Source organism: Herbaspirillum sp. BH-1, from assembly GCF_002870055.1.
GTDB lineage: Bacteria > Pseudomonadota > Gammaproteobacteria > Burkholderiales > Burkholderiaceae_D > Herbaspirillum > Herbaspirillum frisingense.
In genome coordinates, this window is record NZ_PKOI01000009.1 from 78,018 (window position 1) to 90,730 (window position 12,713).

Annotated in this window: 13 protein-coding genes and 1 pseudogene; 6 read left to right on the top strand and 8 right to left on the bottom strand. The window is 64.1% G+C overall.

Annotated features, from left to right (window positions below):
* Window position 1: 1 nt before the first annotated feature.
* The gene (locus HBH1_RS13905) at window positions 2–1,024 is read left to right on the top strand and encodes a LacI family DNA-binding transcriptional regulator (RefSeq protein ID WP_102663239.1); all 1,023 of its coding nucleotides are present in this window, start codon (window positions 2–4) and stop codon (window positions 1,022–1,024) included.
* Here the strand turns inward: HBH1_RS13905 and HBH1_RS13910 are convergent, their stop codons facing one another.
* Window positions 1,025–1,657, bottom strand: a complete 633-nt coding sequence (locus HBH1_RS13910) for a TetR/AcrR family transcriptional regulator (RefSeq protein ID WP_102663240.1) — start codon at window positions 1,655–1,657, stop codon at window positions 1,025–1,027.
* A gap of 176 nt (window positions 1,658–1,833) precedes the next feature.
* On the opposite strand from HBH1_RS13910, the pseudogene HBH1_RS13915 reads away from it, so the two are divergent.
* Window positions 1,834–2,798, top strand: a pseudogene (locus HBH1_RS13915) (MFS transporter).
* Between the two features lie 96 nt (window positions 2,799–2,894).
* Here HBH1_RS13915 and HBH1_RS13920 read toward each other — a convergent pair.
* Window positions 2,895–3,989: a GGDEF domain-containing protein gene (locus HBH1_RS13920; protein WP_233207613.1), complete on the bottom strand. Its 1,095-nt coding sequence runs from the start codon at window positions 3,987–3,989 to the stop codon at window positions 2,895–2,897.
* Between the two features lie 605 nt (window positions 3,990–4,594).
* Here HBH1_RS13920 and HBH1_RS13925 point away from each other — a divergent pair.
* Window positions 4,595–5,005: a VOC family protein gene (locus HBH1_RS13925; protein WP_102663242.1), complete on the top strand. Its 411-nt coding sequence runs from the start codon at window positions 4,595–4,597 to the stop codon at window positions 5,003–5,005.
* 174 nt (window positions 5,006–5,179) lie between these two features.
* On the opposite strand, the gene HBH1_RS13930 is transcribed toward HBH1_RS13925, so the two are convergent.
* The 3 genes from HBH1_RS13930 to HBH1_RS13940 all read right to left on the bottom strand — a co-directional run bounded on the left by HBH1_RS13930 (window position 5,180) and on the right by HBH1_RS13940 (window position 7,374).
* Window positions 5,180–5,539: a 5-carboxymethyl-2-hydroxymuconate Delta-isomerase gene (locus HBH1_RS13930; RefSeq protein WP_077235840.1), complete on the bottom strand. Its 360-nt coding sequence runs from the start codon at window positions 5,537–5,539 to the stop codon at window positions 5,180–5,182.
* A 98-nt stretch (window positions 5,540–5,637) separates the two neighbouring features.
* The gene (locus tag HBH1_RS13935; RefSeq protein WP_102663243.1) at window positions 5,638–6,618 is read right to left on the bottom strand and encodes a threo-3-hydroxy-L-aspartate ammonia-lyase; all 981 of its coding nucleotides are present in this window, start codon (window positions 6,616–6,618) and stop codon (window positions 5,638–5,640) included.
* 93 nt (window positions 6,619–6,711) lie between these two features.
* Entirely contained in the window at window positions 6,712–7,374 is a 663-nt protein-coding gene (locus tag HBH1_RS13940; protein ID WP_102663244.1) for a helix-turn-helix transcriptional regulator, read from the bottom strand.
* A 135-nt stretch (window positions 7,375–7,509) separates the two neighbouring features.
* Between HBH1_RS13940 and gcvA the strand changes: the two genes are divergently transcribed.
* The 3 genes from gcvA (at window position 7,510) to HBH1_RS13955 (ending at window position 10,163) form a co-directional block, all read left to right on the top strand.
* Window positions 7,510–8,412, top strand: coding sequence for a transcriptional regulator GcvA (gene gcvA / locus HBH1_RS13945; protein WP_102663245.1), 903 nt, complete (start codon window positions 7,510–7,512; stop codon window positions 8,410–8,412).
* A gap of 89 nt (window positions 8,413–8,501) precedes the next feature.
* Window positions 8,502–9,338 (top strand): DMT family transporter, encoded by an 837-nt coding sequence (locus HBH1_RS13950; RefSeq protein ID WP_102663246.1) that lies wholly within the window; start codon window positions 8,502–8,504, stop codon window positions 9,336–9,338.
* A gap of 63 nt (window positions 9,339–9,401) precedes the next feature.
* Window positions 9,402–10,163 (top strand): glucose 1-dehydrogenase, encoded by a 762-nt coding sequence (locus HBH1_RS13955; protein ID WP_102663247.1) that lies wholly within the window; start codon window positions 9,402–9,404, stop codon window positions 10,161–10,163.
* Between the two features lie 53 nt (window positions 10,164–10,216).
* Here the strand turns inward: HBH1_RS13955 and HBH1_RS13960 are convergent, their stop codons facing one another.
* From HBH1_RS13960 to HBH1_RS13970, 3 genes are read right to left on the bottom strand one after another with little or no spacing between them, the layout of a single operon-like run.
* Window positions 10,217–10,990 carry an amino acid ABC transporter ATP-binding protein gene (locus HBH1_RS13960; RefSeq protein WP_102663248.1) on the bottom strand — a complete coding sequence of 258 codons (774 nt, stop codon included), beginning with the start codon at window positions 10,988–10,990 and terminating at the stop codon, window positions 10,217–10,219.
* A 10-nt stretch (window positions 10,991–11,000) separates the two neighbouring features.
* Complete coding sequence (locus tag HBH1_RS13965) at window positions 11,001–11,660, bottom strand: amino acid ABC transporter permease (protein WP_102663249.1); 660 nt, start codon at window positions 11,658–11,660, stop codon at window positions 11,001–11,003.
* 10 nt (window positions 11,661–11,670) lie between these two features.
* A complete protein-coding gene (locus HBH1_RS13970) occupies window positions 11,671–12,507 on the bottom strand; it encodes a transporter substrate-binding domain-containing protein (RefSeq protein WP_102663250.1) in 837 nt (278 codons plus the stop codon).
* Window positions 12,508–12,713: the final 206 nt, after the last annotated feature.

The following is a 12,713-nucleotide window of genomic DNA, read 5'->3' on the forward strand; positions in this document are numbered from 1 at the left end:
CATGACCACCTTATCCGAAGTCGCCCGTCTGGCCGGTGTTACCTCGGCCACCGTCTCCAACGTCCTGCGCCAGCGCGGCAAGGTCGGCGAGCAGACCCGCCAGCGTGTGCTGGACGCAGTTGCCCAGCTCGGCTATCGGCCGCACCTGACAGCGCGCGCACTGGCCGAGGGACGGGCGCCGACGCTGGCGCTGGTGGTCTCCAGCATCGCCAACCCCTTCTATCCCGAGTTCGCCCTGGCCGCCGAACGTGCCGCGCGTGACCATGGCCGCTTCCTGATCGTCTGCAACACCAATGACGATCCCGATATTGGCCGCGCCTATCTGGACCAGATCGCCGGCACCTTGTCCGATGGCGTGCTGATCATGAATGCCAACCTGCCCATGGATGAGCTGCGCAAGACCGAACAGCGCGGTGCACCGGTCGTGCTGTGCATGTGGGAAAAGCCCGATGCGCCGCCGGAGCTGCCCTGCATCGCAGTGGACTTCCACGAGGCCGGCGCGATCGCCGCACGTCATCTGCTGGGACTGGGTCACCAGTGTTTCGCCGCGCTGGTGGGCAGCAAGAAAAGCGGCATCCATGCCGAACGCTATCGCGGCTTTGCCAGCGCCTGCGCGCAGGCCGGTCACAAGCACCCGCTGCAGCGCACGCGCTACATCAACGACACCGTCGAGGCCGGCTATCGCGCCACCATGGAATTGCTCAAGGAACATCCACAGGTGACCGCCATCTTTGCCAGCAATGACTTGCCGGCACTGGGCGCGATGAATGCCATCGCCGATCTCGGGCTGAACGTGCCGCGTGACATTTCCGTCACCGGCATCACCGATATCCAGTGGGCGCGGGTCTCGCGTCCGGCCTTGACCACGGTGGCAGTGCCGACCGAGGAGGCGGCGCGCATGTCCATCGATCTGCTGCTGGCGCTGATCGAGCGCCGCAGCCCTTCGCCGGTGATGCGGGTGACCGCCACGCCGCAACTGGTGGAGCGCGCCTCGACCGCAGCGCCACGCAAGCGCAAGGGCTGATCAGCGCACCTGCAGGCTCTCCAGATACGCACAGAACATGTCGGCCATGGCTTCGCCATAGGCGCGGACGGCCTTGGGCTGTTGCGCGCTGCGCGAGAGATGTTCACCCACCGAAGAGAGCGTGGTCATCACCAGTTCGCCAGCGCGCTTGCGTCGCGGTGTCGGCACGCCCGGCAGGGCCTCGCGCATGAAGGCGGCGATGATCGCATCCCACTCCTGGATCAAGGCTTCGGACTCCACCGCATCGCGATAGAGCGGCGCCGCATCGGCCAGCGCCAGCCGGACCTGGGCTTCCTCGAATTCGCTGCGGATGAAGGCATGCACCAGTTCCCGCAGCCGCCTGGCCGGCGGCTTGCGCTGGTCCTGCAGCAACTGGCGCACCATCCCGGTGGTCTGCTGCCATTCGTCGGCCTGCAGACGGAACAGGATGGCCGCCTTGTTGGGGAAATACTGGTACACCGATCCCACGCTCACACCGGCCCGCTCGGCCACCCGCGCCGTCGTGAACCGCTGCGCCCCTTCGCGTAGCAAAACCTGAACAGCCGCTTCGAGAATGGCGGCGACCAGCTCGGTCGAGCGGGCCTGCTGCGGCGTCTTGCGCAGGGAAATCTGGGGGCGGCGGGGCTTGGGCATGGTGCAGGAAGTGGTCGTAGGGAATGCGAATGGAAAACCTGACGAAATGATCGCATACTGCGAATCGACAGGATGTGACGGATTCGTCGCATTCTAGCCCGGGTGGCTGCGACCTTCAATCGGAACGGCGCAGGCCCGGCAGGCATCCTCATCTCGTCTATCTCCAAGGACACACCATGACTATCAAACCGGCTGACAAGCCTGCTTCCCTGACGCCGCTGGCCAGCACCGGCGCGCCGTCCTTCGTCGTCTTTCTCAGGCTCGCCCCGCTGACGCTGGCGGTCTTCATCGCCTTTCTCACCATCGGCCTGCAGTTGCCGGTACTGCCCCTGCATCTGAAGGATGCCCTGGGCATGAATGCCACCATGGTCGGCGTGGTGGTCGGCGCACAGTTCGCGGCAGCCCTGTTGTCCCGTGCCTGGGCCGGCAACCAGGCCGACCTGCACGGGGCCAAGCGCGCGGTGGTCATGGGCTTCATGGCCGCTGCGGTTTCGGCGCTGATCTATCTTGCTTCCCTGGCCCTGCTGGATCGACCTGCGCTGTCGGTGCTGGTCCTGCTCGCCGGCCGCGTGGTGCTGGCCCTGGGCGAGAGCCTGGTGGTCACCGGCGCCATGAGCTGGGGCTGGCCCTGTCCAGTGTCGGATTCGGCGTCATCACGGCGTTCATCGCGCTGCTGTTCGCCGCGCGTGGCTGGGGCGACTCTTCGCTGGCCTTTACCAGCTTCGGCGTGGCCTTCATCATCGCCCGCCTGCTGTTTGCGCATCTGCCTGATCGTATCGGTGGCGCCAGGGTGGCACTGGTCTGCGTGCTGATCGAAGCCCTGGGTCAGTTGCTGATCTGGCAGGCCGATGCCAGCGCGCTGGCCTATGCCGGTGCAGCGTTGACCGGCTTCGGCTATTCGCTGGCCTTCCCCGGCTTCGGCGTGGAGGCGATGCGTCGCGCACCACCCCAGACCCGCGGCCTGGCCATGGGCGCCTACGTGGCCTTCCTTGATCTGTCGCTGGGCGTCACCAGCCCCCTGGCCGGCGCATTGGCCAGCCAGGTGGGTGTGCAGGGTGTATATCTGGCGGGAGCGGTCCTGGTGGGATTGTCGATGCTGGTGGCGCTGCATCTGATGCGCTCACCCGGCGAGGGCACATGAGCACCGTCGGGTAGCGCGTCAGGTGCTAGGGCGCTGACATGAAAACGCCGCTGTCTGTGCAGCGGCGTCATTCGTTTGCAGCGGCTCCTGCAGACTTCAGGCGTTGCGCGGATTGCGGCCGTGCTTGCGTTGGTACATGGCCTGGTCGGCCGCATGCAGCAGTGCGCTGAAGTCGCACATTTCAGAGGGCGTCACAGTGGCTGCGCCCAGGCTGATCTCGATATCGGTATGCGGCCACTTCACCCGTGCCACTGCCTGCTTGATGCGATCGGCAACCTGCTGAGCGCCGGTCTCGTCGGTATCGGGCAGGATCAGCGCAAACTCGTCGCCGCCGTAGCGGGCCAGGAAATCGCTGGCACGCAGTGGCGAACGCAGCACCCCTGCCAGTTGCTGCAGCATGGCATCGCCTGCCGGGTGACCGTAGGTGTCGTTGTACTGCTTGAAATAATCCACGTCCACCATCAGCATCGACAGCGGTCGCGCGTTACGCAGGTGGCGGGTCCATTCTTCGCGCAGGCGCGAATCGAAGCTGCGACGATTGCCGATGCCGGTCAGGGAATCGGTCATGGTCTGCTGCTCCAGCTTCTGCATGGCACGATGGCTGTCGAGCAGGGCTTCGAGCTGGCGGCCCAGCTTCAGGAAGGCATCACGTTGCGTAGCGGTCAGGCCGCGTGGTTCGCGATCCATCACGCACAGCGTGCCCATGATGTCGCCATTGCCCGACACCAGCGGCACGGCGGCGTAGAAGCGCACCGGCGGGGTGCCATTGGCCAGGGCACTGACAGCAAAACGTTCGACGGTACGCAGATCGGTGATCTCGGTCACCACGCCCGGCGTGCGGGCCGCCATGTCACACAAGGAAAAGTCCACCGCATTGCGCAGCACGCCGGTCTGGCCGGGGAAGTGCCACCACTGGTTGCGGCTGTCGCCACGGCCGTTGATCACCGACAGATAGGGTTGCTGCAGGCCGATGTCGGGATGCAGCTGGCTGAACATGCCCATGGGAGTACCGCACACGCTGGAGGCCAGCGAGATGAAGTCGGAGAGTGCCGGTTCCAGCCAGGCGTCGGCATCGCTGTCGGTGTGCGCCAGTTCGACGCGGGTGTTGGTCAGTCCGCGCTGGCGGCCTTGGGTACGCTGGAAGAGGGAGCGTTCGGGAGTGTACTGGGCGTGCAAATCTCGAATGTTCATGGCGCGTTGCTCGTGAGGGTTGGGTTTCGTTTTATTTGGTTCACCGTCGGTGCTTCGTGTGAGGCAGTGGGGAGGACGGTGCAGGATGTTCTGGTGGTCTGGTGCGCGGACGGAAATATTTTTCTTCTTCATCAACCGTACATCACCGCACATCATGTTGCCCTGCGACATCAAGGTAGCAGATCACGTCCCGAAGTAAACCGCTTTGGAACATCCGCTTACAATTTATACCTCCTTGTAGCGGAAACGATGCCATTCCGATCACATAAGAACAGCTTCGCTGATCATGCCGACAATTGACGTTTTGCCAGTGTCTTCACGGCGATGCGTAACAATAAATTGCACCCTCGGAAATGCCCATCGGACAGCGCCACTTTCGCGTGTCAGCGGATTCTTATATTGCTCTGCAATAGAGCGAAAAAAGGCGACATTCAGGCGTCGCCATGAGGCGACAAAAACATGTCGCCACAAGGTGACGATTAATGCTTGCAAAGCTGCGCGGTCGTAAATAAACTCTGCCGTTCCTTGTAGTGCCTGTTCACATCCGCAATCGGATATCAGGTGTGAACAGGTCCTAGATCCGATCAACGTTTTTGAAAGCAGAGATGTCGACCCAGCCCAAAGCAGGCGCAGTCCTGTTCGCCAAAGATGTAGCCCGCCTCGCCGCGTTCTATGCGCAGGTGCTGGCGGTGGCTCCCAAGCATGCCCATGCAGAAAAGGTAGTGATCGAGGCCGAGGATTTCCTGTTGGTGATCCATGCCATTCCGCCCGCCGCAGCAGCCACGTTGGAAATCAGCGCGCCACCGGTGTTGCGTGAGAACGTGCCGGTCAAGCTGTTCCTGCCGGTGCGCTCGCTGGCCCAGGCCAGGTTGAGCACGCAACAGCTCGGCGGTGGCATGAAGCCCGCCGATGCCGAATGGAGCGGTCCGGACTTCCGTGCCTGCGACGGCTTCGATCCGGAAGGCAATGTGGTGCAATTCCGCGAAGTCGCACGCGAGCCGGCGCTGGCTTCCTGAGGGCATTGCTGCTGACCTTGCAGAAGAACAATACCGGTCAGCGCACCCTCATCGACAGCACCAAAAAAGAAGCCGTCCGGCAGACACCGGACGGCTTTTTCGTTCCTGCATCCCTGCACCCACGCAGCGCAAGGGAGCACTTCTACCCTCGCATGTCGTGAGCTGCTGCCGCGCTTACTGCACGGCAAGCTTGAAGTAGGTCTCGCGCTGCATGTCCACCACGTCCACCGTGATCTGCACCTGGGTCTGTGCTGGCCAGCTCTGGTCCTTCTGGATGGCCGCGCCCAGCAGGTCGGCGACCTGCTTCTTTTCTTCCAGCGTGCGGCCGGTCAGGATGGACAGGCGCAGTGCCACGAAGGCGCGCTTGGCATCGGCGGCGGTGCCGACGAGGTAGTCATCCAGACGCACGGCGCGCGCCTTGATGGCGTTTTCGTCAAAGTGTCCGCTGGCCACCAGTGCCTGGTTGAGCTTGAGCAGGGTGGGCTGTACGTCGAGGGTGAGATTGCCGGTGTATTCCACAACGAGATGGGGCATGGTGGTTCCAATCCTTGTTAGGTAGATGAGGGGTGTGCGGGCTAAGGCTGCCTGCGACTGTAAGCCAAAACCGCCGACGATGATATTGGTGTAAACGATTAGCCGGCCAGGTAAGCCGAAAGCTTGCCCAGGTCCACATTGCCGCCGCTGATGATCACGCCCACCCGCTTGCCCTGCAACTGGTCCTTTAACTTGCGGGCGGCAGCAAAGCCCAGGCAGCCGGTCGGCTCCACTACCATCTTCATGCGTTCGGCGAAGAAGCGCAGGCCGGCAATCAGTTCTGCGTCGCTGACGGTGTGGATGTCGTCCACCAGCTGGCGGATCACCTCGAAGGTGTACTTGCCCAGGTGCTGGGTCTGCGCGCCATCGGCGATGGTCTTGGGGGTCTCGATATGGACCACATGACCGGCGCGCAGCGATTGCTGGCCATCGTTGCCGGCCTCCGGTTCCACGCCGTAGATCTTGCAGTCCGGCGCCAGCGCGCGGGCCGCCAGTGCCGCACCCGACAGCAGGCCGCCGCCACCTACACAGACGAACAGCGCATCCAGCGGTCCGGTCTCCTGCAGCAGTTCCAGCGTGGCCGTGCCCTGGCCGGCCATCACGTGCGGATGATCGTAGGGCGGGATCAGCGTCATCTTGCGCTCGGCCGCCAGGCGCGCACCGATGGCTTCGCGGTCTTCGGTGTAGCGGTCATAGGTGACCACTTCGGCGCCATAGCCACGGGTGGCGGCGACCTTGGCCGCCGGCGCATCCTGCGGCATCACGATCACTGCGGGGATGCCCAGCAACTGCGCGGCCAGCGCCGTCCCCTGCGCGTGATTGCCGGAAGAGAAGGTGATCACCCCATGGCGACCCTGGTCTGCATCGAACTGCGACAGCGCATTCATCGCCCCACGGAACTTGAAGGCGCCCATGCGCTGGAAGTTTTCGCACTTGAAGAACAGTTGCGCGCCAAGCTCGGCGTCCGCAGTGCGCGAACGCAGCACCGGCGTCCTGTGCGCCCAGGGCTTGATGCGTTCGGCGGCCAGCAGGACATCGGCGAAGCTGGGCAATTCGGTGGCGCTGGAAACGGGGATCATGATTTTCCTTTGGAAGGCAGGGTGGAGTCGATAGGAGTCGGAGGGATTCGATAGTGCAATCAGAAGGAGGAGCCGACGTCGGTGCGGGGCGGGTCAGTCCTTCTCGTCGTTGTAGACCGTCGCACGCGAGACGCCCAGGTGCGCTGCCACGATCTCGGCCGCCCGGCGCACATCCATGCAGCCGCTCTGGCGCAGCTCGCGCATCAACTGGCGGCGGTCCTCGGCCTTGAGGCTGCGCGGCGTGGTCGACAGGCGCGTCGCAAAATCGTCGATGCGGCCGCGCAGGGCGTCTGCACCGGCCGGCTCCAGCGTCTCGGCCACGCGCACCGCGCCATCGATGCCGCCGAACTGGCGCAGCATGCCCTGCAAGGCGCCGAACAGCGTCAGGTCGATGTTCATGCACAGCGCCGCCACGTACTTGCCATCGGCGTCCTTGATGCCGATCGACGTGCTCTTGGCCTGGCGACCGTCGGGCAGGGTGTTGGCGTAGTTGGTCAGCACTTGCGGATAGCGCTCGTCGGCGATGCGCGCCAGGCCCAGTTCGGTGGTGGCGTCGCCCACTTCGCGCCCGGACAGGTTGTTGTGCAAGGCCACGATGGAGTGGTCCGCGTCGCGCAGGTCGTGCAGCACCACTTCGCAGAAGGGCGCGAAGGTCTCGCCCAGCCCAAGGGCCACCTGCTGCAATTGCGACAGCAGCAGGGCATGGTCGGGACGGTCGGGTTTCTTTTTGCGGGAGCGTGAGGTCATGCAATACATATTATCTAAAATTAGACTTTACGTATACTTCGCCGCAGCTTGCCTTGCGCAGCCCGGGCAGGCGCTTGCTATCATGAGCATCCGTTCATACGAGGTTGGCGATGCTGACGACCTCCCGTTCCGAGAGTCCGGCCCATGCGAGACCTGCCCCCCACCGCCACCTTGCGCGCCTTCGAAGTCGCGACCCGGCACGCCACCTTCACCGCCGCCTCCGAGGAATTGCACGTCACCCAGAGCGCGGTCAGCCACCAGCTGCGGCATCTGGAAGAACTGTGGGGTGTGCAGTTGTTCCAGCGTGGCAAGTCGCTCACGCTGACCCCGGCCGGCGCGGCGCTGGCGCCGGTGGTGCGGGAGTTCTTCATGAAGCTGGAAACCACCCTGGGCGAACTGCGTGAGCAGAATGGACGCGTCAGGCTCAAGGTCAGTACCACCTATTCCTTCGCGCTCAAGTGGCTGCTGCCGCGTCTTCCTGATCTGGCGCAGGCCCATCCCGACATCCTGGTCACGCTGGAGACTACCGACGCCGCCATCCGCTTCATGCCCGGCGAGCCGGACGTGGCCATCCGCTTTGGTACCGGACCCTATCCGGGCCTGTTCTCCGAGTTCCTGTTCCGCGAACAGATCTTCCCGGTGGTCAGCCCGGGCTTGCTGCAGCGCCTGGGCAAGCCGCGCAAGCCGGCCGACCTGCTGCGCTATCCCCTGCTCACCCGTGCCGGGGCCGACATGGTACCGAAGTGGGACCTGTGGTTCCAGCAGGCCGGCGTGACGGCACCGGCCCTGCGCGAGAACGTACGCCTGGCCGATACCAACATGACCATCGAAGCAGCCCTGCTGGGCCAGGGCGTGGCACTGGCCCGCAGCGGCCATGTGGAACAGGAGCTGGCCAGCGGCAGTCTGGTCAGGCTGTTCACCCTGGCCCTGCCTTCGCCCCTGGCCTACTACTTCGTCTGTCCCCAGGGCGTGGAGGCGCAGTCGCATGTGGCCAGCTTCCGCGAATGGATGATGGCGCAATCCCGGCAGGCTGCACAAGGCTATTGACCTTGATGGCCGCGTAGCATGAGCTCTTGCTCATGCCGGGATGAGGAGACTTCGCTTGGGTCCGCGCCCGGTCGTGCTTACCATGGCGCATGTCCCTGCCCATCGTATTGCTCATCCTCTTCGCCGCCTTCCTGCATGCCGCCTGGAACGCCTTGCTGCGTGCCGGCGGCGACCGCCTCTGGTCGATGACCGTAATGTGCATGGCAGTGGCGCTGGCCAGCCTCGCTGCCATGCCCTTCCTGGCTTCGCCGCTAGCGGCCAGCTGGCCCTATGCAGCCGGCTCGGCGTTGCTGCATGTGGGCTACAACCTGTTTCTGGTGCGCAGCTATCGCGCCGGTGAGCTGGGCCAGACCTACCCGATCGCACGCGGATGTTCGCCGGTGCTGGTGACCCTGGGTGCCGCCGTCTTCGCAGGTGAACAGATGAGCGCGGTGGTTCTGCTGGGTATCGTACTGGTGTCGGGTGGCATCGTGGCCCTGGCGTTTCGCCGAGGCGGGCTGGCGCTGCCGGGCCTGCCTTATGCGCTGGCGACCGGTTGTTTCATTGCTGCCTACAGCGTGGTCGATGGCATCGGCGTGCGTCTTTCGGGGGCGCCGCTGGCCTATACCGCGTGGATGTCAGCGGGCTGGGGGCTGCTCATGCCGCTGGTCTACCTCGCGCTGCGCCGTCCACGCGGACCGCGTGTGCTCTTCATGTTGCAGCCGGGATTCGCTCGCGCCTTTGCCGGTGGACTGGTCTCGCTGCTGGCCTATGGCATCGTCATCTACGCCATGGACCTGGCACCGATGGGTGCGGTCTCGGCACTGCGCGAGACCAGCGTGCTGTTCGCGGCGCTCATCGGCTACCTGTTCCTGGGCGAATCCCTTGGCCTGGCGCGCCTGCTGGCGTGCGCCGCCATCGCTGCCGGCACGGTCCTGATCGGCTGAAGCGGACATGGGCTCCAGGCACCGCCAGACAGGTTTCACGTTTTACTTTTTCGGAGAACGACCATGTCCGTCCCTTCTTCATCTCCTCTGATTCTCATCACCGGCGGCAGCCGTGGCATGGGCGCCGCCACGGCCCGGCTGGCGGCTGCACGTGGCTACGATGTCGCGCTGAGCTACCTCGCCAACGAACAGGCGGCGCAATCCGTCGCAGACGACGTGCGCAGGCTGGGCCAGCGCGCCCTGGCGGTGCAGGCCGACAGCGCCGATCCGGAGCAGGTGGCCAGGCTCTTCGCTGCCATCGATGACAGCTTCGGACGCATCGATGTGCTGGTCAACAATGCCGCGATGCTGGAGCGCCAGTCACGGCTGGAAGACCTGGGCTACGCGCGCATGCAGCGTGTCTTCGCGGTCAACGCCATCGGTCCCATGCTGTGCGCCCAGCAGGCGCTGCGGCGCATGGCCTATCGCTACCAGGGACGCGGCGGCGCGGTGGTCAATATTTCCTCGGCCTCCGCCCGGCTCGGCAGCCCCAATGAATATGTCGACTACGCTGCCTCCAAGGGCGCGCTGGAGACCTTCACCACCGGTTTCGCCAAAGAAGTCGCACGTGAAGGTATCCGCGTGAACTGCGTCCGGCCGGGACACATCTATACCGAGATGCATGCCAGTGGTGGCGAGCCGGATCGGGTCAACCGGGTCAGGGAAAGTATCCCGATGGGCCGGGGCGGCCAGCCTGAGGAGGTGGCGCGCGCAGTGCTGTGGCTGGCCGGCGAAGAAGCATCGTTCATCACCGGGACCTTTCTTGACGTCACCGGCGGCAAGTGAGCCGCCGGCCCACCGGGAAAGTGCCAGGGGGCAGGCGCTGAGGGCGGCTCGTCTCAGGCCGCGATCTTGTGCACCCGCGACAGGAAGGCGCGCGTCGCCGCCTGGGTCGGCGCATCGATGACCTGGGCCGGTGGGCCGGCCTCGACCACCACGCCATCGCGCATGAAGATCACCTTGTCGGCGACCTCCCGGGCGAAGGCGATCTCGTGCGTGACCAGGATCATGGTCATGCCACGCTCGGCCAGTTGCTTGATCACGTTGAGGACTTCCCCGACCAGTTCCGGATCCAGCGCCGAGGTCGCCTCGTCGAACAACATCACCTCCGGGTCCATCGCCAGCGCTCGGGCGATGGCCACGCGCTGCTTCTGCCCGCCGGAGAGCTTCTCGGGATACATCTCGGCCTTCTCCGCCAGGCCGACCTGCGCCAACAGCTTCATGGCCTGCGCGCGTGCATGCGCCCTGGGGCGCCGCAACACGGTCACCGGACCTTCCATGACGTTCTGCACCACCGTCATGTGCGGGAACAGGTTGAAGTGCTGGAACACCATGCCGGTCTGTGCACGAAACTGCGCCATGGCGCGGTCGCTCACCTTTGCCGGTACCGTCTGGTCGAAGTCGAAGCACTCGCTGCCGATCTTGATGACGCCATGGTTGGGTGCGGCCAGCAGGTTCAGGCAACGCAGCAGCGTCGATTTGCCTGAACCGGAAGGCCCGATCAGGGCGACCACTTCACCCCTGGCGATTTCCAGATTGATATCCTTGAGGACTTCCTGCTGACCAAAGGACTTCTTCAGGCCGCGTACCGAAATCATGATGGGTTTGCTCATGGACGCTTTCTCAGGTCTTGATCTGATGCAGTTCCAGGCGCTTGGCCAGTACCGTCGCGGGGAACAGGATGATGAAATAGAGCAGCGCCACCAGCGTGTAGATCTCCAGTGGCCGATAGGTATCATGCGCGATCAGTTGCCCCTGATAGACCAGGTCCGGCACCGCCAGTACCGACAGTAGCGAGGTATTCTTCAACTGCATGATGGATTGGCTGACCAGTGGCGGCGTCATGCGCCGGAACGCCTGCGGCAGCACCAGGCGGCGCATGACCTGCCAGCGGGTCATGCCGATGGCCTGGCCGGCCTCGGTCTGTCCGCTGTCGATGGAAACGATCCCGCCCCGTACGATTTCCGAATAGAACGCGCCGCCGTAGAGCGTCAGTGCCAACGCTGCCGCCATCCAGGGAGACAGTTCGATGCCCATGAGTACCGGCAAGGCGTAGTAGAACCAGATCAGTTGCACCAGCACCGGCGTACAGCGGAACAGCTCCACGTAGCCGCGCAGCACGCTGCACAGGATGCGGTTGGACGAAACCCGGCCCAGTCCCACGATGATGCCCACGGCCATGCCGGTGATGACGACCACGATGGTAAACAGCACCGTGGTGATCACCCCCGAGACGATGATGCTGCGGTACTGCCACAGCATCCCGAAATCCCAGCTGTACATGGGCGGCCTCTCAGAACTTGAGCTGCGGCGGGAAGGCGGTCGCCGGTACCTTGGCCAGGCTTTCCATGTTGGATACGATGATCTCGCGAATGCGGCCGGCCTTGCGTGCCTCTTCCAGCCAGCCATTGACGGCGGTCACGAAGCCCTGATCGGCCTGTTTGCGGATGCCAACGTTGGTGGGCGCGGTTTCGTCCGGCGTGGGGAAGACGATGTGGCCGATGTTGGGCAGCTTCACCAGCAGCGAGGTCGACAGCAAGACCACCAGCACCTGGCAGTCGGCACGACCCGATTGCAGCGCCATGGTGGCCGCCGCTGAAGTCTCGAAGCGCAGGATGGTGGCCTTGGGCAGGATGCGGGTGACCAGCTGGTCGTGGGAAGAACCGACATCGACCGCCACCTTGATCTCCGGCCGGTTGAGTTCTTCCCAGGTCTTGAACTCCAATCCCTTGCGGGCGACCACAGTGTTGATGTTGTTGTACAGCGGGTTGCTGAAATCGACCACCTCGCGACGTTGCGGGGTGGGTGCCATCGCCAGTTGTGCATCGATCTTGTTGGTCTGCACATCCAGGACCGCATTGCCCCAGGTGGTCTCGACCCATTCCACTTCGGCCTTCAGATGCTTGGCCAGGTCGCGCCCGAAGTCGGCACAGAATCCTTTCCATTCCTGTGTTACCAGATCCTTGTTGAAATAGGGGGTGGCGCCGTTGATCGCGCCCAGTCGCAGCTTGCCGGTACGCTTGATGCGTGCCATGGTCGATTCGATGTCTTGAGCGAAGACCTCGGGCAACGTCAGTACTGCGCTGCCGGCCAGTGCCGATTGGATGAAGTGTCTGCGGGATATGCTCATGCGGGTCTCCTGGTGGGATGGGTGGTGGTCGATGGGTACAGTGGTGCGACGTCAAGCCATGCCGATGCCTGCGGTCCGTGTTGCCTGCTGCACGGTGCAGTTCCACGCCGCTGTTGCATGCTTGCCGCCTTTCATTGCGATGAAAAAATCCGGGAAGAATTTCGCTGCACAACGTCAGGACATCTAGCGATTTTCATGCCACCGTC

Excerpts from the sequence above, each read along its gene's own strand:
- HBH1_RS13905 (WP_102663239.1), top strand. The coding sequence starts at position 2 with ATGACCACCTTATCCGAAGTCGCCCGTCTGGCCGGTGTTACCTCGGCC.
- HBH1_RS13910 (WP_102663240.1), bottom strand. The coding sequence starts at position 1,657 with ATGCCCAAGCCCCGCCGCCCCCAGATTTCCCTGCGCAAGACGCCGCAG.
- HBH1_RS13920 (WP_233207613.1), bottom strand. The coding sequence starts at position 3,989 with ATGAACATTCGAGATTTGCACGCCCAGTACACTCCCGAACGCTCCCTC.
- HBH1_RS13925 (WP_102663242.1), top strand. The coding sequence starts at position 4,595 with ATGTCGACCCAGCCCAAAGCAGGCGCAGTCCTGTTCGCCAAAGATGTA.
- HBH1_RS13930 (WP_077235840.1), bottom strand. The coding sequence starts at position 5,539 with ATGCCCCATCTCGTTGTGGAATACACCGGCAATCTCACCCTCGACGTA.
- HBH1_RS13935 (WP_102663243.1), bottom strand. The coding sequence starts at position 6,618 with ATGATCCCCGTTTCCAGCGCCACCGAATTGCCCAGCTTCGCCGATGTC.
- HBH1_RS13940 (WP_102663244.1), bottom strand. The coding sequence starts at position 7,374 with ATGTATTGCATGACCTCACGCTCCCGCAAAAAGAAACCCGACCGTCCC.
- gcvA (WP_102663245.1), top strand. The coding sequence starts at position 7,510 with ATGCGAGACCTGCCCCCCACCGCCACCTTGCGCGCCTTCGAAGTCGCG.
- HBH1_RS13950 (WP_102663246.1), top strand. The coding sequence starts at position 8,502 with ATGTCCCTGCCCATCGTATTGCTCATCCTCTTCGCCGCCTTCCTGCAT.
- HBH1_RS13955 (WP_102663247.1), top strand. The coding sequence starts at position 9,402 with ATGTCCGTCCCTTCTTCATCTCCTCTGATTCTCATCACCGGCGGCAGC.
- HBH1_RS13960 (WP_102663248.1), bottom strand. The coding sequence starts at position 10,990 with ATGAGCAAACCCATCATGATTTCGGTACGCGGCCTGAAGAAGTCCTTT.
- HBH1_RS13965 (WP_102663249.1), bottom strand. The coding sequence starts at position 11,660 with ATGTACAGCTGGGATTTCGGGATGCTGTGGCAGTACCGCAGCATCATC.
- HBH1_RS13970 (WP_102663250.1), bottom strand. The coding sequence starts at position 12,507 with ATGAGCATATCCCGCAGACACTTCATCCAATCGGCACTGGCCGGCAGC.